The following is a 25,540-nucleotide window of genomic DNA, read 5'->3' as shown; positions in this document are numbered from 1 at the left end:
CCAGTGCTGCTCTTGCCGACGTCGTTTCACACACACTGGCAGAGCCAGTGGCATACGGGAAACGTCACAGCACCGGCACGCCGAGGCGGACCGATTGGCTTGGCTCCCTGTCTTTGGTTTTGTCGTAAACGCTCAGCAGCTTTTCCTTGTCGAAAATCATTTCCTCGCGGCTGCGGCCGGTGAGGTCCAAAAAGCTCGTCAGCTCGATCGCATCCACCGGGCAGGCTTCTTCGCACATGCCGCAATAGATGCAACGCAGTTCGTCGATCGTGAAGCTTTCGCAATATTTTTCTCGATCGGGCCAGGGGCTTTCCGCCCCGACAATATCGATGCAATGGGCCGGGCAGGCCGTGGCGCACAGGAAACAGGCGACGCATTTCACCCGGCCTTGCGAATCCTTGTTCAAGCGATGCACGCCGCGGTAGATGATTGGATTGCCGATTTTGGGCCGCTCGTCGGGAAATTGCAGCGTCACCTTGCGGCTGAAGAGGTGCTTTACCGTGGTGGTCAGCCCCTGCACGAACAGCGGCAAATACATGCGGCCCGAAAGCCCCATCGGCGGGTCTTCGATCCAGCGAATTGTCGGGTCGTTCGGTTTCATCGTTTTTCGTTTGCTTGGGGCCAGCAAAAGGTGTCAGGAACCGTTTCGCAACGGTGGCAGGGCTCGGCAACGCGGGTCGCTCGAAACGGTTCCTGACACCTTTTTCTCAGTCTTGCTTGAAATCAACGCTTCGCGGCGGGCGTCTCTCGCTGACGCTTCGGGCTCGTGTTTTTTCCTCGCTAGCGCGTCGGGCTAATGTGAGGGATACTAGCCCGAAGCGTTAGCGAGGGACGAACTGCCAACGCGCGTTCCACCAGCGTCGGGCGATCAATCTCCAAGGCTTGTTTCCGCGTCCCAGGGGTGCACATGCGGCTTGGGGCGATTGTCGACCGACAGCGGGGCCATCAACCCGGCCACCACGCACGCTCCGATCGACACCACCCAACTGATGATCGCAAATGCCCACCAACCGCCGCCCAAATGGCTCCGATATTCGGTCAACACGGCCATCAGCAACAGGTTCACCACGCCCAGCGGCAGCATCACCGTCCACGCCAACGACATCAACTGGTCGAACCGAAATCGCGGCCAGCTCCAGCGCACCATCATGAAAAACAAAATCATCGCCAACACTTTGGCGGTTAAGACGACAATCCGCAAGATGGCCACCGGCCAAGTGACAATGTCGCCGGAACCGGTGAGCCCCCACAGATGCCAGCCGCCGAAATACAAGATCACCAACAGAAACGCGGCGGTGACCATGTGCAAAAATTCGGCGATCAAAAACAGCAGCAGCCGCATCCCGGCATATTCGGTGTGATACCCGCCGACCAATTCCTGCTCGGCCTCGGGCAGATCGAACGGCAACCGGGCCGCCTCGGCAAACGACGCCACGCCGAACACCAACAGCCCGAGCGGCTGCAGCGCGACGTTCCACACGCCGCTCGTGGCCTGATCGGTGATGATCTTGTCGAGCCGCAGCGTGCCGCTCATCAGCACGACGCCCAGAATGCCCAAGCCGAGCGGAATTTCGTAGGCGATCAATTGCGCGCTCGAGCGCAGGCCGCCCAAAAAGCTGTATTTATTGTTGCTGGCCCAGCCGCCGAGAATCACGCCATACACGGCGATGCTCGACAGCGCGAACACGTACACCAGCCCGACATCCAGCCGCGGCGCGACGATCAATTCGATCGGCTGCGAAATGCCGGGCACGGAAATCATCGGCAACACGCTGCCGAATGGAATCACGGCGAAGATGGCGAGCGCCGCGGTGAGAATGATGATGGGGGCGAGCGTGTACAGGCCCTTGTCGACCTGGGCCGGCGTGTAGTCTTCCTTGAAGATGAATTTCAGCCCGTCGGCCAGCGGCTGGCCCAGGCCGAACAGGCGAATTTTGGTGAGCGGAATGCCGACGCGATTCGGGCCCTGGCGGTCTTGCACCCAAGCGGCGATCCAGCGCTCGACGAGCACCAAATAAGCCGCCGCCGTCATCAGCCCGCCGAGCATGAGGACGATCTTGATCAGGGCGACGATAGTTTCGGGCGTGTGCATGGTTTGTAGGCTGTCGGATCGCGATCCGGGGGCCAAGCCCAGGGAAGGCGGATAGAGCGTTCTCTATTGGATCAGGCGTCGGCCGCCTTCCTTGAGCTTTGGGGTCGAATCGTCCTCACGCTTTCGCCGTTTCGTCATTCTTTGCCATCGCTGCGCTGCCGTTGCCGGCGAGCAGGTTCACTTTCAAATCGACTCCGACCGGCGAGATTTCTCCGCCGGCCGCCGCAAAATAAATAATCTCCGCCGCCACTTCGCCGAGCACGCTCCGCGGATTGTACAAACCCTTCCGCGCGAGCAGCCGCCAATACAAATGGCCTTCGATCCACACGCCCGCCGGCGGCCGGATCGCCCAATCGAACGATTGCAGCCGGTCGGCGAAATTCACATACGAGCCGCCCCGCTCGGCGAACGATGCGCCCGGCAATTGATACGTCGCCCGCTGCCACAGCGGCGAGTCGAACAGGTCTTGCACCACGAGCAGATCCAATTTGCCGAACCGCTCGGCAGTGGCTTCGTCGATCCATGGTTTCGGATATCCGCCGCTCACCCAGGCGGCCCGAATCGTGCCCGCATCGAGTTGGCCGAGCAAACCGTCGAACGACAGGACTCGCTCGCTGCTGAATTTGTTGAGCACCGCCTCGACGCCCTTGCGATTCGGGCATTTTTCGGCGTGGATCGTGAAGCCGCTCTGAAACCGTTCGTCTTTTCCCACCACCGGCAGCGGCCCGAGCGCCAAAACCGCCTGCGGATCGTAGGCCCGCGCCAATTTGCACAGCAGATACGCTTCTTCGACGGTGAGATGCGGCGAGACGACGGCCGCCAATCGGCCGGCCGTTTTCAGTCGCGCGTCGAGTTCTTTCGGCAACGCCGACCATTCGATATTCGCATGCGTCGCGCCGTCGCGCCGCCGCGGTTCGACAAGGCGCTCCGGGCTGTGGACGTGATGATAGCCATAGCGGCCTTCGTCGCACATCCAATATTTATTGACGAACACATTTTCGCGCGGCTGGAGGCGGTAGACCGTGTCTTGATTCTGGCAGATGTTGATCGAGCAGCCGGTCGAGCAACCGGCGCACACGCCCGGCCGATTGTTCATGAACCACACGCGCTGGCTGTAGAGAAAATCTTTGTCCCCCAGCGCGCCGACCGGGCAGAGATCGACCACGTTGCCCGACATTTTGTTTTCCAGCGGATGGCCCGGAAAGACGTCGATTTCTTCGTGGCTGCCGCGGTTGATGACCATCAGTTCGCGCGTGCCCGTGATTTCGCGCGTGAAGCGCACACAGCGGCTGCACATTACGCAGCGATCGACGAACAGCGTCACCGTCGGGCCGAGCGAGCGCCTGCGGCTCGTGAACGGGCGGATATCGGGCCGGCGCTGCGGCTGGCCGTGATGAAAATGATAATCCTGCAACAGGCATTCGCCGGCCTTGTCGCAAATCGGGCAATCGATCGGATGATCCAATAAAAGCCCTTCCTCGACGCGGGCCCGATTTTCGACGACGGCCTTGCTGGTGGTGACCACGACGGTGCCATCCTTGGCGGGCGTCTGGCAGGCCGGCACGAGCTTGGGCACCATCGTGATCGCGCCGGTTTCCGGATGCTTGGCCCCGGTTTCCACCAGGCACATCCGGCAACTGGCCACGACGCTCAAGCCGGGGTGCCAGCAATAAAATGGAATATCGATGCCGACGCGCGCGGCCGCCTGGATGCAATTGATCCGTTCGTTCGGACCGACTTCAACTTCGCGGCCATCGACAATGACGATTCCCATGCGGAGCGGGTGAGGGGTTAAGGAATAGGGTGAGGGTGAGGGGTTAGGACGCGAAGATTGGCGACGATCGGTCTTGTTGTCCAGGCTTTTTATTGCGCCTCGGATCGCGGTCCAACCAAGGGCGTCTTTAGGTAGCCATTCAATATTTCGTTGTTGAGCCCCATTCACGGGGCTTTCATCTCTTTCGCGGCTTTAGCCACGGGCAGTTCCAAGGGCTAAAGCCGGCCTGTCGGTAAGCCCGCTGAAGCGGGCTAAAAAATATTCTCTCTCGTTTCGTCGCGAACCCAGGCCAGAAGGCCTGGGCTAGGTAAAGAATTCCCTTCGTCCCATCACCCGTTCGCAACCCCAGGCCTGAACGCTGCCTGAAGGCCTAGCCTCCGTAAAAATATTCTTCTCGGCCGACCGGCCGTGTTCTTTTCTTATTCGTGTGATTCGTGTTATCCGTGGTTAGTTTCTTCTTCCTCAATGCGCCGTTTCCAGCGGCAGCGCTTCGACGGCCTCGGTGGTCATGTAGCCGCTGGGGTTCGTGCGGCGAATGTATTCTTCGAATTCGCCGCGGAATTTGCGGATCGCGTTTTTCATCGGCCACGCCGCCCCGTCGGCCAGGCCGCAGATCGTCGAACCGGGAATAATGCCGATCGAATCGCCGATTTCCAGCAGCAGATCCAAATCGCGCAAGCGGCCGCGGCCGGCTTTGATGCGTTCCATCATTCGCAGGGCCCAATTCGTGCCTTCGCGGCACGGCGTGCATTGGCCGCAGCTTTCGTGCTGGAAGAACCGGCAGGTATTGTGGAGGAAATCGACCATCGACACGGTTTCGTCGATGACCGTGACCGCGGCGGTGCCGAGCCCCAAGCAGCCGACTTTGCCCGGCCCGGCGAAATCCAGCGGCGTATCAAGTTCCGCGGCCGACAACAGGCCCATGCTGATTCCGCCGGGAACGGCGGCCTTGGCCTTGCGGCCTTTCCACACGCCGCCGCCATATTCGTCGATCAATTGCCGGCAGGTGATGCCCAATGGAGCTTCGTAGCAGCCGGGTTTATTGATGTGCCCGCTGATGCAATACAGCTTCGGGCCATAGCTGCCCGGATCGCGCGGGTTCTTTGGGTCGGAAGGCACGCCGATCGACTTGAACCATTCGACGCCGCGCGTGGCGATTTGCGTCACGCAGGCCATCGTTTCGACGTTGTTCACCACGGTCGGCTTGCGAAACAGGCCTTCGACGGCGGGGAACGGCGGCTTGATCCGCGGCCAAGCCCGTTTGCCTTCGAGGCTTTCGATCAGGCCCGTTTCTTCGCCGCAAATATAGGCGGCGGCGCCGCGATGGAGATAGATATCGAGCGCGAATTCGCTGCCGAGGATCTTTGGGCCGAGCAAATTGGCCGCGTAGCATTCGTCGATCGCTTTTTGCAGCCGTTCGTAGCAGAGCGGATATTCGAAGCGCAGATAGATATAAGCGGTCGAGGCGCGGGTGGCGTAGCAGGAAATGATCGTGCCTTCGATCACCTGATGGGGATCGTCTTCCATCAGGATGCGGTTGTTAAACGTCGACGGCTCGCTTTCGTCGGCATTGATGCACATGTAGATCGGGCCGGGATGGTCCTTGGGCAGGAACGTCCATTTCAACCCGGTGGGAAAACCGGCCCCGCCACGGCCGCGGAGATTGCTCTGCTTGACCATTTCGATCGTCGCCGCGGGGGTCATATCCTTGAGCACTTTGCGCAGCCCCGCATAGCCGCCGGCAGCCTGATACGCTTGGAGCGTATGGCTATTCGGCTTGCCGACATTGGCCAACAGAACCGGCTCGAACTTGGACATGATGCTATGGCTTTCGACTTGGGGTCCGGCTCATTTTTCGGCGGCGCTCGGGGTCTGGCTCATTTTTCGGCCAGCAACGTCCCGCGGCTCTTTCACGCCTCACGCCGAAAAATGTGCCTGACCCCTTCGCGTGGCGCGTGCTAAGGTTTTCCGTTCGTCGTTGTATTCCTGACCCCGCACTCCTTCAAAAACGCGTCCGCTTTTTCCGGCGTGAGATCTTTGTGCAGCGTCTTGTTTGCCAGCATGCAGGGGGCGAATTCGCAGGCGCCCAGGCATTCGCCGAATTCCAAAGTCAGCGAGCCGTCGGCCGTGGTTTCGCCGGGGCGGATGCCGGCCTTGTGGCACAAGTGCTCCAACACCTCTTCGCCGCCGCGCAACGCGCAACTGATCGAACGGCAAACCCAGGCCCGCGTCAGGCCGGCGGGCTTGTCTTGCTTGAACAGGCCGTAAAACGACAGCGTGTCTTGCACATCGGCCGGGGCCAGCTCGAGCATCTCGGCGATTTCTTCGACCGCCTTCAGCGGCACCCAGCGCAAATGCTCGTTCACGACGTGCAGCGCCGGCAGCGTCACCGCTTGGCGTGTCGGATAGCGCGGAAAGAAGGCACGGATTTCGGCCCGCATTTCGTCGGTCAGCACGCGCTCCTCGGGCAAGCGATCGGCAGTAGGAATGGAATGTGCCATATCGATGGCTTGTAGTTAATTCAGCTCGATTACGTAGCAGGCACACTCCGTGTGCCGTCTGCGCTCGCAGAAACCGCGGCAATTGCAGTGCGTTTTCGACCGGCAAACGGCATACGGAGTATGCCTGCTACGTTAAAAAGGCAAACGGCATACGGAGTATGCCTGCTTAACGGTCCAGCTCCGCGGCGATGATGTTCAAGCTTCCCAATACGGCCACGATGTCGCTCAGCGTGTGGCCGCGAATCAAATACGGAAACAACGCAAAATGGATGTACGACGGCGGCCGGCATCGGGCCCGATAGGCAACATCCGAGCCGTCGCCCACCAGATAGAATCCGAGTTCGCCATTCGGCGCTTCGATCGCCGCATACGATTCGTCGAACGGCACCGCGAACCCGCGATTGCTCATCGTCAGCTCGAAATGCGAAATCGTTCCTTCGATGGTCGAATAGACCATCGACTTCGTCGGCAGCGCCTTGCGCTCGCCGATCGCCACATTGATTTCGCCGACGGGCAAATTTTCGATGGCTTGATCGACGATTCGCAAGCTTTCGCGCATCTCGGCCATGCGCACCAAATAGCGGGCATAGCAATCGCCGGCCTTCGCGCAGCACACCTTGAAATCGAAATCCGGATAACAGAGATACGGCTCGTCTTTGCGCAGATCGCGCGTCACTCCGCTGGCCCGGGCGATCGGCCCGCTGGCGCTGCGGTTGATGGCCTCTTCGCGCGGCAACACGCCGACACCCTTCGTGCGATCGACGAAAATCCGGTTGCGATTCAGCAGCCGATCCATGTCTTCAAGCGTTTTGTGAAAATTCCGCACGAAGGTGCGAATCTTGTCGATCACCAGCGGCGTCATGTCGTACATCAGTCCGCCGACGCGCGTGTAGCTGTTCGTGAAGCGGGCTCCGCAGAGCGTTTCGAAAATGTCGTAGAGCACTTCGCGCTGATAGAACGCGTAGAGAAAATACGTGAACGCGCCGGTGTCGAGCCCGGCCGCCCCGTTGCAGAGCAGATGGTCGCTGATCCGGGACAGCTCGGCGACGATCACGCGGATGTATTGCGCCCGCCGCGGCAGCTCGATGCCCAAGAGCCGCTCGACCGCGCCGTGCCAGGCCACGTTGTTGGCCATTGGCGAGATGTAGTTCATCCGGTCGGTGACGGTGACGTATTGGTTGTAGTCGAGGCTCTCGCCGAGCTTCTCGAAGCCCGAGTGGAGGTAGCCGATATCGGGCACCGCATCGACGACCCGTTCGCCGTCGAGCTTGAGCACGAGCCGGAGTGTCGTGTGCGTGGCGGGATGTTGCGGGCCGAAGTTCAACGTCCACTGATAATCTTCGAATTCCTGCGTGTTCGGGCCGGCTTCTTCGGCGTCGCGCAATCGGCCGGTATGCGGATTGTCTTCGTCGAGCGGACGCTCGCCGTGGCGCGTGTCGGAGCCCGGCGTTGAAGTGGAGGCGGCCATGTTAATCCGTTTCAGTGATTCCTAACCGCAAGGCACGACCGACCAACGACGAAGACGTTTAACCACAAAAGAGGCGAAAGAAACGAAAGAAAAAAGCGGAAACCACGGATGACACGGATTGCACGGATAAAAAAACCAGTCAAACAAGAACGACATCGACGTTGGCAGGCAACGCCGCCGGTTTAGGCGAACCTTGCGGTTTCTTTATCCGTGTCATCCGTGTGATCCGTGGTTTGCATTCGTTGTTTACTATCGATCTCCTAACCGACGTGGCGCGAGAGGACGGGAAAGTTATGCCGCTCTCCGCGGCCTTGTAGCGGATAATCTTTGCGCAGCGGAAACGCGGTGAACTCCTCGGGCATCAAAATCCGTCGCAGGTCGGGATGGCCCGCGAAGGTGATGCCGAACATATCCCACACTTCGCGCTCGAACCAATTCGCCCCTTCCCACAGTGGCACGGCCGAGGGAACGGTCAGATCCGGCTCGTTCAAAAACGTGCGCACGGTGAGCCGTTCGTTCGTGTCCGTGTTGGCCAGCAAATACACCAATCCAAACCGATCGGTCGCATCGCGATAGTTGAGGTAGTCGACGCACGTGATATCGACCAGAAAATTGAAGTGCCGCTGTTGCTTAAGAAACTCGAGTGCCGCGAAAATCGATTCCGCCGGCACGACGACGCGAGTCTGCCCGCGAAATTCGCTCGATTTCACCGCCGGAAATTTTTCCACCAGCGCAGCGACCGTCGCAGACGTGGCAACCGTCGCTCCCCCGGCGGGAGCCTTTGCGGGATCGGATTTCGCTGCGGCATCAGGCATAACGATCACTAAAACACGAGGGCAATCCACCACGGATCACACGGATAAGGAAACGCAGCCGCTGCACAACCCAGTGCCGGCCTGCCGCTCTCTCCACTTATTTATTTCTCGCTCCTTCTTCATCCGTCTTCCTTCATCCGTGTAATCAGCGTCATCCGTGGTTCTTTTGCCTCGTCCGTCTTTCGTTTCTTTCGCGTCGTCGTGGTTAAGCTTCTTCGTCGTTCGTCCGTCGCCGCTTTGAAATGACTTCCGCTTTTCGAACCCCTCATCCTGCCCTCTCCCGCAAGGGGAAAGGGGTCCGTGGAGAAGTTGTTTTTCGGCCGAGCCTTACACGTTCGGCGTGCGAGCGCTGTCGACTTGCACGACGCCCGGCACTTCGACCAATGCCCGTTTGCGCTGTTGCCGGGCCTTCACGTCGAATTCTCGGCCGGCGAGCGTGCCCTCATGTTGAATCTTGTCTTGCAGATCAATCACGGCTTGGATCAATTGCTCCGGCCGCGGCGGGCAGCCAGGAATGTACATATCGACCGGGATGAATCGATCGATGCCTTGCACGACACAATACGTGTCGAACACTCCGCCGGTCGACGCGCAGGCACCCATCGAGATACACCATTTCGGCTCGAGCATCTGCTGCCAAATCCGTTGCAACACCGGCAGCATCTTCATCACCACTCGACCGGCGACGATCATCAGATCGCATTGCCGTGGGCTGAAGCGAAACACCTCGGCCCCGAACCGCGAGATGTCGAACTTGCTCGCCCCGGTGGCCATCAATTCGATTCCGCAACAGGCGGTTGCAAAGGGCATCGGCCACAAACTGTTTTTCCGGCACCAACTTGCCAGGCTGTCCAACCGGCCGACTACCACATTTTCGGGCAGGTCTATCGCCATCGGAACACCCCCTTCCGCCACGCATACACGAATCCCAAACCCAACAAGGCGATGAACACCATCACCTCGACGAACACCAAGCCACGGCCCGACACCAAGTGATGCCGCACGGCCCAATCGATGCCGGCGGGCGCCGGCGCATCGTTTTTGGCCGCCGCTTCTGCCGCCCCTGGCCGGCTGGCCACGGCCCAGGGATAAAGGAACAGCAATTCGACATCGAAGAGCAAGAACGCGATCGCGACCAGATGGAACCGCACGTCGAACCGCCGCCGCGAATCGTGAATCGGATCCATGCCGCTTTCATACGGCATTCGCTTGACGGCCGAATCGCGGTGCGGGCCAATCACCCGCCCTGCCACGACCAGCGCCAACGACAGCCCGGCAGCCAGAACCACGAACAACAGCACGGGCAAAAACAGGCTGACCATAAACCGTCGATCGAAAGGTTCAGGTAGGAAAGAGCCACGAATCGCGTGACACGCGAGGCGATCCTCCGAATCGCCGGCTCCCGGGTCGCGGAGCCAATGGAAGCGGCACCGAAGCCGCCAAGAACACCTACTTTGTGAATATTCTCACAAACTCACAGCGGAAAAAATCTCGACCTCCCGTCGAGACATATCGCCAACCGCGAAAATCCTAATGCCCTCGCGCTTTACCGTCAAGCGCCCGCGGATCGGAAAGCCAAGCGATGCTGAGAATCTTTTTTCGACCGCGGTTCGGGCATTTGCACCGTGGCGTGGTTTCATTTCCGCGCGACGGTCTTTAGAATCCAGCAGCGGCACGGTGTGCGATCAGCAACTCAAGCCGGATTTTTCATGGTGCCACGCTAGCCCGAAGCGTAAGCGAGGCGAGCCACCGAGGCTTACGCTCACAAACGCCCCCCGACTACTACTTCACAGCGTATCGCGAATTCCTGGCACTATGAATAATCGGGGCTAAGCCCAGGCGGGATTCCGGCAGCATTAATTTGCCGCGGGCGCAAAAAAGAACCCTTCGCAGGTGGGGCAGGAACCTACGAAGGGTAGGAAGCGAGGGCGAACCCTCGTTCCGTGTTTTAGTATTCGCAGATCGAGCTCAAATAGCAATACCACGCGTTAGGGGTCTGGAAAAAATTTCCTTACTTTCATCCCCCGCCCGGCCGCCGAGCAGCGCCAATCTCTCCATGAACATTATAGGTAGGGGAGGCAAGCGAAAGCGAGCGATTCAACACTCGATTTTTTCCCGCAGCGAAATTGGCCGCCGGCGTTAGCGAAGGGTCGATACTAGCCTGCCGCGCCGGCGAGGGAGGTCCTCAACGCCGGATGGCCTCTCCCGACCCGAGATTGCACCTCGAAAGCAAGCCATGCCACTCGATTTAAACACGACGCTCAGCGATTTGGTGGCCTTGGCGAGCGTGAATCCGATGGGGCGAAATGTTGCCGCCCCGGAATTCTTCGAATGGCGCGTCACCGACTACGTCGAAAAACTGCTTGCCCGATTTCAGATACCGCACTGCCGGCAGCCGATCGCGCCGCTACAGGACAACCTCTTGTCTTGCGTCTTCGGCGACGTGCCCCCCGGGGCCGGCGGCGAGCTGCTGCTTTTCGACGTGCATCAAGACACGGTCGGCGTCGAGGGCATGACGATTCCGCCTTGGACGCCCACGGTTCGCGATGGCCGGCTCTATGGGCGGGGTTCGTGCGACGTGAAAGGGGGCCTCGCCGTTATGCTCGGCGCGCTGGTCCGGCTTGCAGAAGAACGGGCAAGCGGACGCAGCAGCGCCGCCGGTCCGCGGCCCACCGTTGTGTTGGCATGCACCGTGAATGAAGAACACGGCTTCAGCGGGGCGAAGGGCGTGTGCCGCATCTGGTCAGACACAAGCTCACAAGCGGCCCCCCAGCCTGGCGCAAAACCGATTCCGCCAGCAGTCTTAAAGTTCCTCCCGCGACGCCCCGATGCGGCCGTCGTCGCAGAGCCGACAGAACTCAAGATCGTCGTGGCCCACAAGGGAATGATCCGTTGGCGTTGCCATGCTCACGGCCGGGCCGCGCACAGCTCGAATCCCGGCCTGGGCGACAACGCCATCTATCGCATGGCTCCCGTTGTGTCGCTTTTGGAGCGATACAGCCAGGAAGTGCTGCCGACGCTCGGCGAGCATCCGCTATGCGGCCGACGGACGTTGAGCGTTGGCACGATTGCCGGCGGCAGCGGTGTCAATACCGTGCCCGATCGCTGCACCATCGAAATCGACCATCGCTTGTTGCCGGGCGACGACCCGCGGGCAGCATGGCAACGGACGGTCGACTACGTGTCGGCCGGCCTGCGGGCGAGGCGCCAAGCGACGGCCAATTCCGAGCCTGACCGTGACGCTCGTGCAGGCGCAGCCCTGATCGAGCATGAAGAACCGCTGATGCACAGCAGCGGGCTTTCGGATGCGGCCAATGGAGCGTTGGCCGGCAGGTTATCGTCGATTTTGCGCGGCGCGATCGCCGGGGGCGAACGGATCGGCGTTCCGTTCGGAACCAATGCCGCGATCATCTCGGCGGCGGGCGTGCCGACGGTCGTGTTCGGCCCAGGTTCGATCGCCCAGGCACATACGGCAGACGAGTGGATCCAGCTCGACCAGCTCCCTCTGGCGAGCGAGGCAATCTTTCACTTGATGCGATTGGGCCTCCGTTCTCAAGCGAGTTCTACCGACGTCGAAGGCCGCTAACGAACCGGGCAGTGCCCGCAAATGAATGAGGCATTGCCCGTTTTTACAGGCTCTTCTGGCCGATAATTCGCTCCATCGCGCAAACACTCTAGCCTTTTATTGACAATAGGTTACGTCAATTTGCTAGGCGATAAACAACAATTCTGTCCAACGTTGGCACCACGTTTGCAAAATGGGCGACCGTAATCGATGGGGCATCCGGATAGAGAGTATGTCAGCGAAACTTTCGGACCACGATTTTCGGAGTTGAGTAAACAAATTCCACACACCCGGCTCGTAAGAATCGGGGCAAACGCTTGCTACGATGCTCCGGCAGCCAAGCTTTATGAAAAGCGACGCTTTATGAAAAGCGACGCTTGCTGGCCGGCGACGCTGGAAGGGAATGCTTCGGCGGCCTGCATACGGCAACGGGAATCGCTCGAAACGTGAGGCCGTTGCGAAGGGATCTCCTTCGGCCGCTTTTAATCAACCATTGCTCTGCGAGAAACCAGACGATCCGCGAATCACCCTAAAATAATCCGGGCCGGAATTGGCCCGCTGGGACCCCCGCGCGCCCTGCGCTCGATTGGTGTCCGGAACATCCGCCGCCTGCATCCTATGCCGCCGACGCGCGATCCGTCGGCATAGACCATCTGGCGGCTGATCCCCCGGTTACCCTCGGGCGCGGGGCGCCTTCTATTGATCACCAAGTTTTGACGGCGCATTTTTGGCCGCTTTCACACAGGCAATTCCGTCCAACAAGGCTGGCGGCTATTTGCCAGCCTTTTCCGGTGGCGCCGCAGGCGCAACGCCCGCAGGGGTTGCTGCCGGAGTTGGAACACCGCTTGGCGAAGTTGCCGCGGGCGGCGCTGCGGGCGACGCCGCAGTCGGGACCACCGGCGTTGAAAGCGCGACGGGCGGAAGCACCCGGAAGACGAACACGGCTTGCGTTTGTTCGTCGCCGCGATCTTCATGAACGGCCGCTGTTTCCAATCGCAAGTCTTTCAGCCCAAACTTGGCGTCGCCGTTTGCGGCCTCGCTTTTTGCGGCGACGCTCTTTGCATTGTCGGCCCGTTGGTCCTTTTCCAAAGAACCATTTGCAGCAGCGCCGTATGTGCCCGCTGCCGGCGCTTGGCGCGCCTGTGGCTTTGGTTGGCGATTCTGGCGGAGCGACAGATTCTCCCGCTCGGCCAGCGCCCGCTGCAAGAATCCTTCAGTTTCCGGCGGCAGGTTCATGCGCGCGGCCCAACCCAGCCCATTCGGCTGCTCGGCCAAGTCCGCCGTGGATTCGGAATCGGCGATCGACGAGCTTGCGGGACTGGATCTGACTGCCTTCGCCGCACCGCCCGACGACGCAGCGGCATTTTGCTCGGCGGCGGGCAAAGAATTCGCATCGCTATTTGCGCCAGGTTTCGCTGCTGACTGAGCCGCATCGGCTGAAGATTTCCCTGCTCCGGCATCGGGCGGATTGTTCGCCGCGCCAAACGGTGCTGCAATTGGGGCCGGTGCGATTGCCGCCGGAGGCGAAGCCTCGTTCGACGCGCGCCGTGCCGGTTCCAGGCCGGCCTTGGCGCCGCGCTCTTTGTTGGAGGGAGTCGGCACGACGGCAGCCAGCGCCATCCGCCGATATTGGGCCGGGCGGGCGTGCAGGTCGTCGATTAGCCCCAGCACTTGGTCGCGCGTGCCGACGACATAGACGACTTCGAGCGAGCCTTGGCCCGCAGCCGGCCCCGGCGGCGCAAAATTTGGCATGCTGCCAGCATTGATGGTCGATGGCCCAATAACAACGCCGGAACTCGATGCCTCCACCGGCGCGCCTTTCGACGATGCTACCGCCGAATTCGCCGTATCCGACCGAGCCGGATCCAATCGCGTTGCCGCAGGCCGCGGCGCACGGGCAACGCCAAGCGCAGTGGGCGGCGCTGCTCCGCCCGGTGCCGGCGATTTTGCAACCGTTGCAGTCGGCTGCGGCCCGGGCGAAGGACTCTCGGCGGCATCTAGAGATGGCTCTTTCTCGGCAGTAGCCAGGTCGATCGATTTGGCGGTTTGTGTGGCTTGTTCGCCTTGTTCGACTTGGCCGGCATGTTGTTCGACGGCCGTCGTACTCGTTGGATTGCCGAAAGCGATCTTGCCGGTCGACGCACTGCGCACCGCGCTGATCAAGGCCAGGTTCGCGGCTGGGCTTTCATTCATGGCGATCCCGCGCTGCGCCAACAACCGCTGGAAAGCCTCCTTGGAAACCTCGGGCGTGGTGGCCCATTCGCCGACGATCATCCCGCCGGCCGGCAGCGTTTGGTAATCATCGGTGTCGGCGTTATGCTTGGCGTGGGCATTGGCGGCGAGAACCCCGGCCGGGGCCGCTGCCGCGCGATTGACGCCCGATTTGTCGGCGGCTTCGCTGCCGGTTGAGATGGCATCCAGACTTTTTCGATCCATGGCCGAGTTATCGGTCGCCAGCCGATCGGCCGGCGGCGCGCCAATTTTGCTGGGGCCAGTTTTGCCAGGACCGTTCTTGTCTGGCACGGCAGGCGAGTCGGCCAAGCGAGCGCCGCTACGGCGATAGTCGTTCGCGCCACGGAGTGTCAGCGAACCGCTACCGGCGACGTCATTACGACCGGTCGAATCTGCCAGATTAGGCGCCGTGCCGCCGACAGCACCATCCGCAAGCGAGCCTTGCCGGGGTATTGCGGGAGGAGCGGGGGGCGATGTCGAATCGCGCTCCAAACTTTCTCGCCCGCCGAATCCGACGTTCGAGGAAGCTTCATGTTTCGCATTCGGTTCGCCGGCCAATCCTTCGGCACGTTTGCGCAGCAATTGCTTTTCGCCACCCGCGAAGGCTTTCCCACCGGAACCGGCGGCCGAGATCTGCGGAGCCATCGGGCTGGCAGAGGAGTGGAGCGATTTCTGACCCTCTTCCGGGACGTTCGGCGTCGATTCGAGTCGAGCAAGTTGGTCATGCTTTTTGGACTGCGGATTCAGAACCATCACCATCACGCCGACGGCAATCGCAACGGCCGCCCAAATCCACGGCCGGCGGCTACGCGGAGCATCCGCATACGACGAGCGAGCGGCGAAACCACCGGCAGCCTGCAAGTCGCCCGTCGCGGCAACACCATCGCCGCCGTGCGTCGCGGCAGATTGCGTGTCAGTCGATTGCGTAGCCGTAGATTGTCTATTGGCGGAGTCCGCGCCATTGCTATTCGCGCCGGCGGTGTTTGCGGCGACGGCCGGACCCGTGAGCATGGCCCGTTCGGCCCGCCGCAGCACGTGCTCCGCGAAATCGTCGTTCAAGGAATGACGCGGCACGGCCTGCAAGCTGTCGTGCAAGCCGCGCAATTCCTCGACGACCTGGCGCAGCTCGCTATTGCGGGCCAACTCGTCTTCGAACCGCGCGCGCTCGTCGCTCGGCAATTGGCCGTCGAGATAGGCGCTGATGCGTTCGTCTTGAAACATCGGATCCATGTTCGATTCCTTGCGCTGCGCGCTGCGAGCCTTCAGAGGATGTGAAAGCAGGGGGACAGGCACCTCGGGGAAACCATTTTTTCGGGCAATTTCGACCGGGTTCGCAGCCAAGCCCCATTCTTTTCGCCAGCTCTCGGGCCAGCTCATGAAGGGGAATAAACGCCGAGCCTCGGCTCGAATAGTGCTTCGAGCAAATCTGATTGCCGTCGGCGGCGAATCCCCGTTTTGCAGTTCTATTTCAGTGCCAATTCGTATCGTGGAGAAAACGTCAGCGTTCTTCTTGCACGACGCCTTTCAGCAGTTCCCGCAGTTCCATCCGAGCCCGGTGCAAACGGCTGCGAACCGTGCCGACGGGCAGGTCGAGGATTTCGGCGATGGCTTCATAACTGCAGCCGTCGATTTCCCGGAGCACTAGCACTGCCCGATGGTGTTCGTCGAGCGCCGCCAAAGCGAGTTGGACCTGCTGGGCGCGTTCCTGTTGTTCGAGCCGTTCGCCCGGCGGTGGGTCGCGGGCCATGATTTCTTGTCCGCTCGATTCGCGCGCCCGATCGACCGAAACGGTCGGCTTCGTCTTGCGAAACCGGCTGATGGCAAGGTTGAAGGCAATGCGATAGAGCCACGTGTAAAATGCCGCCGAACGCTGGAACGAATCGAGCTTCAAAAACGCCTGCACGAAGGCATCTTGGGCGACGTCTTTGGCTTCTTCGGCCGAGCCGACGACATGCACCAAAGCGTTGTACAAGCGGTCTTGATATTTTGTCACCAAGCGCCCAAACGCCACCGATTGGCCAGCAAGGGCTTGATCGATGAGTTGGGCGTCGTCGTTCACCACTCGCTCCGTTGAATGAGACGCCCCGCAAGCGCGAAAAGTTCCCGTTCTGGGCGGTTTCCACTGCGGCCCAAGAGAACCCGGGGCGGCTGCGGTCCATCTTCGCGTTCGGCGGCGGGCCTGTCAAACCGTTGTCCCCGCATCACTTGCGCAGCGCTCGCTCTCGCCGCGTGTGCCACTGGCCAGCGCAGTCGGCCAGTGCCGGCCGGCAGGTTGACGTTGAGGCTCGGATGCATGCGACGCGAGATTAAACGGCAAACGGCGGCGTTCAAGTGGCGATTGCCAAGTCCAGCGGCGCTCCCACTGGCCGACTTCGCTGGCCAGTGGCACACGGCCGACTTCGCTTGGCCAGTGGCACACGATCTCGAGATCGATTGGCACACGGTCTCGAGATCGACAATCGTCAGCCGACGGCGATCGGTGCCGCGAGGCGGGGCCCCGCCGATTTTGCCGGCCGCCGGCGGAGATAGAACCACAGCCCCATGGCGATAGCGACGAATAGCAGGCTGCCGACCTGGGAAATGCTCATCCCGAAATACTTCTTTGGCTCGTCGGTGCGGATCGCCTCGATCAGGAACCGGGCGACGGGATGGAGAATGAACAGCAAGGCCAGCGTCTCGCCGTCGTGCCGGCTGAAAGGTCCGTAGGCGATCAGCAGCAGGCACAGCAGCGCCGCCCCGAGTGAATCGTAAAGCTGCGTCGGATGCACGGGCAAGCTGCGCTGCGGCGGTTCGTCGGCGGCCGTGATTGCCCAACTCGCAGGCTCCGCGCTTCGATCGGTGCGCAGCGTGATCCGCGTTCCTTCGCCCGATACGCCCAAGAGGGCCATTTCGGCAGCGGAAAGCGAATCGTCTTGCACGACTGCTCCCTCGCCCGCACCCTCGCGCCGTTTGGCGGGAAAGATCCGCACCGGCTTCGGATCGCTCGCCGTTTGGCGATCGATCTCGACGATCTGCTGGTCGGCCTTCAGGCCGGCCCGAGCCGCCGCCGAGCCGGGTTCGACGTGATAAATGATGGCCGGTCCGCCCAAGCCGGTTCCCTGATCCGAGAACGCCAGACCGTGCAGATACAATTGAGCCCGATTCATTTGCCGCTCGAAGGGCGGCGATTGCTGCGGAAACGCGACCGCCCAAGGCAGCGCACACACGCCGCCATAGCAACAGCCGTTCAAAAAACATCCGATCCGTCCGATCGCCAGCCCGAGCATCACGCTCGGAGCGCAGATGTCGAAGATTCGCAGCACCGGCAACCGATGCCGGCGCAGGAAAAACGCGCCGGCCAGCACTCCGCCCGCCAATCCGCCGTAAACGACAATCCCGCCCTGGGCCACGTTGGCCACCGCGGCGAGCGTGGCGCCGAAATCGAAACTTCCATCGGCATGATGTTTGACGAATTGTTGCGTCCAATATTCCGTCACATAGAACAATCGAGCGCCGCCGAATCCGCCGATGAAGAGCCAGATCGCCAGCGAATACATGATTTCCGGATCGATGCCGCGCTGCCGCGCGCGATACACCCCCAGCCCGACCGCCGACACCAAGCCGATCAGCAGCATGACGCCATAACCGCGGATCGGCAGACCGAGCACGATATTCTCACCGGTCGGCAAATGCTCGACCTGTTCCAGGGCCGGCAGCAGGAATCGAATTGCCAAGCCGATCAGCGCCAACAAGGGCAAATAGCTGGCCGCCTGTTGCCCGAATCCATGCCGCCAGACTTGATAGCTCAACGTCGCGGCGCTGGCCACGGCCCACACGGCCAACAGCAGCCCCCAACCGAACAGCGGCATGCCGAACACACGGTCAGGAATATAGAAAAGCGTTTGGAGCATAAAAGGCTACAGGCTTGAGGCTGAAGGCTTGAGGTACGAAGGCAAACGGCGGAAGGGCGCGCGTTCTTAAGCCTGTAGCCTGTCGCCTTCAGCCTGTTATGATTTCATTGTCGATCAATCGCGTGGCGCCGACGCGCGCGGCTACCAATGCTACGGTTGTGCCGACCACTTCGGTCTTTTCGGCAAGCGTCGTGGGGTCAACCAACGTTGCGTAATCGAGCGCCACTCCTTCGGTCGACGTGATCATCTCGCGCATGCGATCCGCGATCCGCCGGGCGTCGCGTTCGCCATCGCGAATCAATTGCATGGCCAATTGCAGGCTCCGCGATAGCACGAGCGCCCGTTGGCGGTCGTCGGGCGTGAGGTAGGCATTTCGCGAACTCATCGCGATTCCGTCGGCTTCGCGAACGATCGGCAGCACGCGGATTTGGATGGGCAATTGCAGATCGGCCACCATGCGGTGAATGATCACCGCCTGCTGATAGTCTTTTTGGCCGAAATAGGCAACATCGGCGGGGGCGGCTTGAAACAATTTGAGCACGATCGTGGCGACGCCGCGAAAATGCCCCGGCCGGCTCGCCCCTTCCCAATGCTGGCTCAGCCCTTCCACTTCGACATAGGTCGCGAAATCGGGTGGATACATCGCTTCAGTACTGGGCGCGAACACCACATCGACGCCGGCGCCACGCAGCTTTTCCACATCCTGCTCAAGCTGGCGCGGATAGCGGTCGAAATCCTCCGCCGGACCGAACTGGGCCGGATTGACGAAAATCGTGACCACCGTGCGGGAGCATTCGGCCGTGGATCGCGCGACCATGCTCAAATGGCCGGCGTGCAGCGCCCCCATCGTGGGCACCAATCCGACCGTCTCGCCCGCGGCTTGCCAGGCGCGCACGCGGTCCAGCAAGAGATCCGGGTCGCGAATGACGGTGGGCAGTTCGGGAGAAGCGATGTCAGACATGAGTTGATTTTCGGATTTGGCGACGGAGGAACAGCGTCGCGTTTTTGCGGCGCCTCTCTCGCTAACGCGTCGGGCTACAATGACGTTTCTCGAAGGGACATTAGCCCGACGCGTTAGCGAGGGGCGCCTCCCGCGCGAGTTTCAATGCCGAACTTAGGCCCGGCCGAAAAATAACCTCCGCTTCTTGAACCCCTCACCCGACCCTCTCCCGCAAGGGGAGCGGGGTCTGTGGAGAAGTTACTTTTCGGCCAAGCCTTGCTTTCCCGCATGCGGCCATTGCCTCTGAATTATCCGCGGTTGCGAATCTCAATTGGCCGCTTGCACTGCGGCGGCCAGTTCGGCTCGGGCGTGTTCCGGTTGCCGGCTATCCAATCGCAGCAGCGGCCCGCGGTATTGCATGGTGGCCCGATCGACGATCGATTGTCGCAATTGTGCAAACGATTCGCGATTCAGCCAAGACCGCACTTCCGCTGTGGGTTCTATCTGTTCCCAGAGCCAATCGAGCGGCGCATCGAGAAGCACAAGCAGCTTCGGTCGTGGCGCCTGAACGGCGGCAGCCCGCCAGCGTTCGCGAAACTCCGCCGCTTGTTCCGCGGGAACGGCGATTGCCGCAACACAGAGCGATTGATCGAACCAATAGTCGCCAATCGCCGCATTTGGCGCGTGGCCCGCGCCGCCTGACGGCGATGCCAATCCCGACATCGCCAACTGATTGAATCGCAACCCGAGCAATTCTATCTCGCGTTGCCAGGCCGGACCAGATGCAAGGGCGTCAGCGGACGGGCCGGCAGCGGCTCCCGCAGCCGTTTGCCTGGTCGTCGGATCGGCCAGTAGCCGAGCGCCAAGCGAGACGGACACGTCGGCCGCCAGCGCCGATTTTCCCGCTCGCGGCGCACCGGCGATCGCGACATAGGGCGGCGCGAAACGCAAATGGTCGCGCAGTTCGGCCAGCGTCCAAAGAATCGTGGGATGCCGCATGTCGGGGGCGATTTCCGCAGCCGGCTCGATCACGAACCGCCGGAAACCCATCCGCGGATGAGGCACGCTCAGCCCCGGCGCGTCGAGCACCAACGATCCGAAAAGCAAAAGGTCCAAATCGATGGGGCGGGCGCTCCAGCGCGGCTCGTCGCGGCGACGGCCCAAGGCGAGCTCGATTTCCGCCATCGCGGCAAGAAATTCGGCCGGGCCAAGCGCCGTTTCGAACAATGCGGCCGCGTTTAGAAATTCAGGCTGATCCGCGTCTCCGCCGATCGGCCGTGTCACGAGCGGGCGGCTTGCCGCAATCAGTCGCACATGCGGCCGCTCGGCGAGCAACTGCACGGCCCGATCGAGCATCGCGCGTCGATCGCCAAGATTCGCGCCAAGCGCAACGAGCGCCGCAGTCATGGGAAAATGGCTTTTGACGGAACGAGCTCGGCACCGGCCGTGCAGAATTAGGACCGACCGAAAAATTCTACTCGGCGACCGCCTCAAGGTGGGTGCCCACGCAAAGCCGTGGGCATGGAACCGCCGAGTTCAAAATGCCGAGTTATTTTTCTGCGCAACGAAGCCTAGCGCTCGGCGCCATCGCATTATGCCGCACGAGAGCGCGGCGCAGCTAGGGGGGGCATCCAGCGCGCGACTAAGTCGCCTGCATTCGATCCCTCAGTCGCACCCCCAAGCATTCGCTTGCGGCGCCGCGTCGTTCCTGCGAAGGCCGCGGTATGTCGTGACCAACTTTGCACAACGAATCAAAATCCGGCCGCTGCGTCGCGCCGCCGCTCGCGCGCCGCTCGCCTGATTTTTCCACACCTGATCGACCGAGCCGCAGCGCGAACTTCGACCCGATAAAACGCCGATGAGTTCGGCGATGTTCCGCAAAGTGATTCAAGACACACTGCACTGCCACGCTTGACTGTTGGCCCATTTTGCGGAGCGAGGGCATCTTGTCAAGCAACTTGTTTCGCGAGATCGCGCGCCGCGCGGGAGCGCGCGAAATGCCCTCTTGCATTTTCTTCCACGCATGCTCCACCTCGTCGTTCGCGGGATGAAAATCATGCCGCCGCTGGAAAGATCGTGAAGCGATCAAACCGCACAACCGCAAATTTCCCGAATGAAATTTTTCCGGAAAAACTTTTGCGGGAAATTTTTTCCGCCGCCACGCGCAATCAGCGCACGCCGACAGGCGACCGTCCCCAGCGGTTTTCAAAACGGCTTCTAAAGAAAGCGCCGATGCGCGAGTGCGGGAAGTTGACTGCGCACGGTCGAAAGATATGCCAAATCGATTTCGGCGGCGACGATCGCTTCGCCGCTCTCAGGCCCGCTTGCCAACACCCGCCCCCACGGATCGACAATTGCCGAATGACCGTAGCTCACGAGTTGCGGAGAATGACGGCCACACTGATTCGGGGCGACGACGTATGCCTGATTCTCGATCGCCCGGGCGCGCAGCAACACTTGCCAATGGTCGCGGCCGGTGTGGAGCGTGAATGCCGAAGGGAGCAGAATCACTTGCACGCCGGCCGACGCCATCCGCCGAAACAATTCGGGAAACCGCAAGTCGTAGCAGATCGCCGTGCCCAGCGCGCCGAGCGGCGTCGTGGCGGTCGCGATATTGGCGCCCGCCGCAAACCAATCCGATTCACGCGCCACGACCTGCCCCGGCAGATCGACGTCGAAACGGTGCATCTTGCGATACCGCGCCAACAGCCGGCCGTCGGGATCGAAGAGCAGGCTTGTGTTGTAAATGGCCGTCGCAGCGCCGAGCGGCGCTCGTTCGGCGATGCTGCCCGCGAGCAACGTGATCCCCAGCCGGGCGGCCAGATTCGCCATGGTCTCGCTGGTGGGCCCCGGCACGGCTTCCGCTTCCGCACAGACCTTCGCATACGTGCCGAGGCAGTTGAACAACTCGGGCAGCGCGACGAGTTCGGCTCCGGCGGCGGCCGCTTGCTCGACCAGCCGGATGGCCGCGGCCAGATTCGCCCCCTTGTCCTCGCCCGACTGCATTTGAACGGCGGCGGCGAGAAACGGCTGGGTCATGGCGATTCGATATCGTTGTTCCGTGGCGCCTTGGCGGCCTGTTGAAATGGGGGGCTGCCTCCGAGCGACCCGTCGATCTTATCGCACGTTTCGCTCGGCCGCGCGGTGCCCGTCCCTTCTTTCAATCGGCTGTTGGACGCGAGGCGCGATTGCGATTGGCGAACATATTCCGCGGCCGTCGCCGTCGGCCATGCGCTCGCGGGCAGATGCTGGGCCGATGCAGCCAGGCCCGGGCCTTCTGGCAGCGGGCCACGAGGCGGATACGGCTCCGGCGCCGGAGGCCCCGCAAACGCCGGCGCTTCCGGCGCCGGCCGCGGGCCATTCCACGGATAATCGAATCTCTCGCGATAATCATACGGCCGGGCATAGTTGCCCGGATAGAAGGTCGCCCGGCTAGGGACCAACCAGAGTGGCGAGTATCGCGGCCGGCCGAACAGCGCGGTGTTGTAAGTCACGGTGCCATCGGGCGCCACGGGCGACCAAAGCCGAGCCGCCGGCTGCATGCCGTCGCTGTAGCCCTGCCGAACGACCGCGGGGGAATTTTCGCAGTTGCTTGGGCTCGGCGCGGCCCCACAAACGCCGGCCATCAGCAACACCGACACGACCGCTGCTTGCATCGTGTTGTCTCCGACAACCTGCTCGCTATCGACGACTGCATCCGTGCGAGCGCACTTGCTAAAAACTGCGACGCTGAAGAATTCCTTGGATCGGCGAATGTGCCCCGCGGTCTTTAGTCGAATTCCGATGCGGTGGTTTTTCTGGCTCCCCTTGCCTGCCTTGATGATGATTTGGCGCGCGCGATTGGCGTCGAATCCACCGCGTTGCCAACAAATCCAAAAAATGGGGTGCCGCGCTAGCCCGAAACCGCGAAAATCGCCTTATCACAGGCTTGGTGCCCTTGCGAGCCAGAATTCACCCACAGATTCTGCTGAGGAGGCCTTTTTTAGCCGGCCGGCGTAACATCCCGGGCGATTTCACGCTGAGCATTGTAGTGGCAAGCAAAACGCCTGCCGAATACAACTCGTAACTCGTGAATTCAGAAAGGTTTGGTGTGCCATGAGTCGTTCTTTGCTAATCGCGGTCGCGTTCGGTTTCGGAATGATTGCCATGCAGGTCGGATCGGTCGAGGCGAAGAATATCAAAGGCCAATCGCCGGCCCATACCGTCAATCCGCTCAAGGGGCTCAAGCATCAGGGCGGAACATTGGTCAGCGAAGAGGGCCCCTTCGGTCCATCGAGTCCTAAGCCGAGCGCGCCGCCGGTTTGGAGCAGATTTCCTCGGAGCACGTTCAAGCAGCTTCTTCCGCCGTTCAAAGTCACGTTCGGCGGAAACCCGCCGCGAGCGCCGCAGGGCAACGGCTGCGATCACAACGGCTGCGATCACAATGGTTGCGATCACAATGGTTGCGATCACAATGGCTGCGATCACCGCGGCTGCGATCACGACGGTTGCGACCGGCACCACGAATACCGCCACGGTCGGGATTGGATGCTCTTCGGCGACAGCTGCTACGCCAACTCGTACGGCAAAACGTGCAGCCAACTCGACTGCGGTTCTTGCCGGTAACCCCTTCGCATCATCGCGAAGCGGCATTTATGCCGAATCGGGGCCAACCTTCAACGGTTGGCCCCGATTTTTTTTGCCATCACAATTGCGGCATAACACTTCGCCCCGCCCGACGCTAAGCTACTCCGATGTCGATGCACAACCAAGGCAACGAGCTTTGAGTCGCAGTTGGCAAAAAGGCTCAGGTCGATCACGACCACACTCGCCGCCGACTTCAATGCCGGCAAGCCGTTGATGCTACTGTCGCAAACGACGCCTCGGGATTCGGGCTACGTTTCGAATCACTTCGACATGATCGTGGCCTACAACGCCACCAGCCAGCTTTTCGAGATCGTTAATCCGCATAACAGCAACGACATCTTCAACGGAGAGATCGTCACGGTGCGGGTGAACTGGAACACGATCGGCCGCGATTTCGTGGACTATGCGGTCGGAAGCGTTCGATAAAATTTCTGTTCTATCCAATCAAGTCTGAATGGCGCCGGCAAGCATCGACCCATTTCAGGCGCGTCGGCCAGCGCATCGTGCGGCACAGCGAGCGGAATGGCGCGCTCAGGACGGATGGGGTAGAATGTAAGCGGGAGCATCATTCTATACAGGTACCTCGCGATGACGACTGTCGATTTCGAACCGTTGACTGTAGTGGTTCCCTTATCGGAAGACCCGCCGGGCATTTTTCGCGTTGGTAAGAGCCGCGTCCTTCTGGAACTGGTTCTCAGGGCCTTCCGGCGAGGCGAATCCCCCGAGGGCATCGTGCGCAGCTATCGGTCGCTGGCGCTGGCAGACGTCTACGCGATCATCACCCACTATTTGGCAAATCCGACGCCGTTCGACAACTATTTGCGCAGTTGCGATGAGGAGGCGGCCATGGTCGCCCGCAAGCTGCAAGAAGCGGGGATGACTGGCAACGTCAGCAACGATGAGTTATTGGCCCGAGCCCGTTCAAAGGGATTGGACGAATGACGATCTTCCTCGTTGATCAGAACTTTAACGAGCACATCGTCGACGGCCTCACCCGCCGCGATCCCGCCCTGGAATTCACTCGCACGCGCGAGGTTGGCTTAGCGGAAGCGGCCGATCCAACCGTCCTAGAGTGAGCCGCGGCGCGCGGATTGGTATTGCTGACGCACGATCGCAACACCGTGGTTCGCTTCGCATACAACCGGGTCGCGGCGGGCATGCCGATGCCCGGCGTGTTTCTCGTTGCGGACGACATGCCGGCTGGCAGGGCGATCGACGAGATTTTGATTGCCGCAAACTGCCTATCGGTGGAAGAGCGCAAAAATCGTTATGGTATTTTCCGATGCAACAAGCTGTCGAACGCTAGCGAGGCAAGGCCAACGCATCGACGAATTCTGGTGTCGCGGCTCGCCGGCCAAAAGGGGCGCGGAGGACGAGCGCGTTTAAACAGCTTGCCGCAGATCGAGCCAATATCGTATACCTTCGTACACGACTTCCAAATCCGGTCCGGCCTAGAGAGGCAGAGCAATGGCGCAAGCGTCGACGATCGAATGGACGGAGGCGACCGTGCGGCACTGGGCAAGCGCAGTCTGCCAGTGCCGGCGCCGGGAGTTGATACCGCCTGACTGAATCGTTGGACGCGCCGCGGTTTTCAAGACGGCCGCGGATTGCGGGCGGTTGTCGTCGTGCGGCGCTCC

Annotated in this window: 22 protein-coding genes; 6 read left to right on the top strand and 16 right to left on the bottom strand. The window is 61.2% G+C overall.

Features of this window, described 5'->3' with window-relative positions:
- Window positions 1-64: 64 nt before the first annotated feature.
- The 9 genes from VHX65_13965 to ndhC form a co-directional block, all read right to left on the bottom strand.
- Entirely contained in the window at window positions 65-601 is a 537-nt protein-coding gene (locus tag VHX65_13965) for an NADH-quinone oxidoreductase subunit I (GenBank protein ID HEX3999654.1), read from the bottom strand.
- Window positions 602-868: 267 nt separating this feature from the next.
- Window positions 869-2,092 (bottom strand): NADH-quinone oxidoreductase subunit NuoH, encoded by a 1,224-nt coding sequence (gene nuoH / locus VHX65_13960; protein HEX3999653.1) that lies wholly within the window; start codon window positions 2,090-2,092, stop codon window positions 869-871.
- Window positions 2,093-2,207: 115 nt separating this feature from the next.
- Entirely contained in the window at window positions 2,208-3,866 is a 1,659-nt protein-coding gene (locus tag VHX65_13955; protein HEX3999652.1) for a 2Fe-2S iron-sulfur cluster-binding protein, read from the bottom strand.
- A 462-nt stretch (window positions 3,867-4,328) separates the two neighbouring features.
- Window positions 4,329-5,684 carry an NADH-quinone oxidoreductase subunit NuoF gene (nuoF, locus tag VHX65_13950; GenBank protein ID HEX3999651.1) on the bottom strand — a complete coding sequence of 452 codons (1,356 nt, stop codon included), beginning with the start codon at window positions 5,682-5,684 and terminating at the stop codon, window positions 4,329-4,331.
- 140 nt (window positions 5,685-5,824) lie between these two features.
- Window positions 5,825-6,367 (bottom strand): NAD(P)H-dependent oxidoreductase subunit E, encoded by a 543-nt coding sequence (locus VHX65_13945; protein ID HEX3999650.1) that lies wholly within the window; start codon window positions 6,365-6,367, stop codon window positions 5,825-5,827.
- A 166-nt stretch (window positions 6,368-6,533) separates the two neighbouring features.
- Window positions 6,534-7,835 carry an NADH dehydrogenase (quinone) subunit D gene (gene nuoD / locus VHX65_13940; protein ID HEX3999649.1) on the bottom strand — a complete coding sequence of 434 codons (1,302 nt, stop codon included), beginning with the start codon at window positions 7,833-7,835 and terminating at the stop codon, window positions 6,534-6,536.
- Window positions 7,836-8,095: 260 nt separating this feature from the next.
- Window positions 8,096-8,650, bottom strand: a complete 555-nt coding sequence (locus tag VHX65_13935; GenBank protein HEX3999648.1) for an NADH-quinone oxidoreductase subunit C — start codon at window positions 8,648-8,650, stop codon at window positions 8,096-8,098.
- Window positions 8,651-8,977: 327 nt separating this feature from the next.
- Window positions 8,978-9,544: an NADH-quinone oxidoreductase subunit B family protein gene (locus VHX65_13930; GenBank protein ID HEX3999647.1), complete on the bottom strand. Its 567-nt coding sequence runs from the start codon at window positions 9,542-9,544 to the stop codon at window positions 8,978-8,980.
- A complete protein-coding gene (gene ndhC, locus VHX65_13925) occupies window positions 9,535-9,972 on the bottom strand; it encodes an NADH-quinone oxidoreductase subunit A (protein ID HEX3999646.1) in 438 nt (145 codons plus the stop codon). Before ndhC ends, VHX65_13930 begins: the two co-directional genes overlap by 10 nt.
- Window positions 9,973-10,886: 914 nt before the next feature.
- Between ndhC and VHX65_13920 the strand changes: the two genes are divergently transcribed.
- Window positions 10,887-12,236, top strand: coding sequence for a M20 family metallopeptidase (locus VHX65_13920; GenBank protein HEX3999645.1), 1,350 nt, complete (start codon window positions 10,887-10,889; stop codon window positions 12,234-12,236).
- 750 nt (window positions 12,237-12,986) lie between these two features.
- On the opposite strand, the gene VHX65_13915 is transcribed toward VHX65_13920, so the two are convergent.
- The 7 genes from VHX65_13915 to VHX65_13885 all read right to left on the bottom strand — a co-directional run bounded on the left by VHX65_13915 (window position 12,987) and on the right by VHX65_13885 (window position 22,933).
- Complete coding sequence (locus VHX65_13915; GenBank protein HEX3999644.1) at window positions 12,987-15,677, bottom strand: hypothetical protein; 2,691 nt, start codon at window positions 15,675-15,677, stop codon at window positions 12,987-12,989.
- A 268-nt stretch (window positions 15,678-15,945) separates the two neighbouring features.
- Complete coding sequence (locus VHX65_13910; GenBank protein HEX3999643.1) at window positions 15,946-16,506, bottom strand: sigma-70 family RNA polymerase sigma factor; 561 nt, start codon at window positions 16,504-16,506, stop codon at window positions 15,946-15,948.
- 403 nt (window positions 16,507-16,909) lie between these two features.
- Window positions 16,910-18,337, bottom strand: a complete 1,428-nt coding sequence (locus VHX65_13905; GenBank protein ID HEX3999642.1) for a prolipoprotein diacylglyceryl transferase family protein — start codon at window positions 18,335-18,337, stop codon at window positions 16,910-16,912.
- 88 nt (window positions 18,338-18,425) lie between these two features.
- Window positions 18,426-19,298, bottom strand: coding sequence for a pantoate--beta-alanine ligase (gene panC / locus VHX65_13900; GenBank protein ID HEX3999641.1), 873 nt, complete (start codon window positions 19,296-19,298; stop codon window positions 18,426-18,428).
- Between the two features lie 306 nt (window positions 19,299-19,604).
- The gene (gene folK, locus VHX65_13895) at window positions 19,605-20,684 is read right to left on the bottom strand and encodes a 2-amino-4-hydroxy-6-hydroxymethyldihydropteridine diphosphokinase (protein HEX3999640.1); all 1,080 of its coding nucleotides are present in this window, start codon (window positions 20,682-20,684) and stop codon (window positions 19,605-19,607) included.
- Between the two features lie 810 nt (window positions 20,685-21,494).
- Window positions 21,495-22,316 carry a carbon-nitrogen hydrolase family protein gene (locus VHX65_13890; protein ID HEX3999639.1) on the bottom strand — a complete coding sequence of 274 codons (822 nt, stop codon included), beginning with the start codon at window positions 22,314-22,316 and terminating at the stop codon, window positions 21,495-21,497.
- Complete coding sequence (locus VHX65_13885) at window positions 22,313-22,933, bottom strand: hypothetical protein (protein ID HEX3999638.1); 621 nt, start codon at window positions 22,931-22,933, stop codon at window positions 22,313-22,315. The genes VHX65_13890 and VHX65_13885 overlap by 4 nt, the downstream gene beginning before the upstream one ends.
- Window positions 22,934-23,372: 439 nt before the next feature.
- On the opposite strand from VHX65_13885, the gene VHX65_13880 reads away from it, so the two are divergent.
- From VHX65_13880 to VHX65_13860, 5 genes are all read left to right on the top strand, one after another.
- On the top strand, window positions 23,373-23,882 hold the full coding sequence (locus tag VHX65_13880; protein HEX3999637.1) for a hypothetical protein: 510 nt from the start codon (window positions 23,373-23,375) through the stop codon (window positions 23,880-23,882).
- A 168-nt stretch (window positions 23,883-24,050) separates the two neighbouring features.
- Window positions 24,051-24,329, top strand: a complete 279-nt coding sequence (locus tag VHX65_13875; GenBank protein ID HEX3999636.1) for a hypothetical protein — start codon at window positions 24,051-24,053, stop codon at window positions 24,327-24,329.
- A gap of 162 nt (window positions 24,330-24,491) precedes the next feature.
- Entirely contained in the window at window positions 24,492-24,845 is a 354-nt protein-coding gene (locus tag VHX65_13870) for a hypothetical protein (GenBank protein ID HEX3999635.1), read from the top strand.
- On the top strand, window positions 24,842-24,979 hold the full coding sequence (locus VHX65_13865; protein HEX3999634.1) for a hypothetical protein: 138 nt from the start codon (window positions 24,842-24,844) through the stop codon (window positions 24,977-24,979). The genes VHX65_13870 and VHX65_13865 overlap by 4 nt, the downstream gene beginning before the upstream one ends.
- Window positions 24,980-25,000: 21 nt before the next feature.
- Complete coding sequence (locus VHX65_13860) at window positions 25,001-25,468, top strand: hypothetical protein (protein ID HEX3999633.1); 468 nt, start codon at window positions 25,001-25,003, stop codon at window positions 25,466-25,468.
- Window positions 25,469-25,540: the final 72 nt, after the last annotated feature.

It is taken from the genome of Pirellulales bacterium (assembly GCA_036267355.1).
In the GTDB taxonomy this organism is placed as follows: Bacteria; Planctomycetota; Planctomycetia; order Pirellulales; family DATAWG01; genus DATAWG01.
The sequence above is the reverse complement of the archived record's forward strand: the minus strand, read 5'-3'. Positions and strand labels throughout refer to the sequence as shown.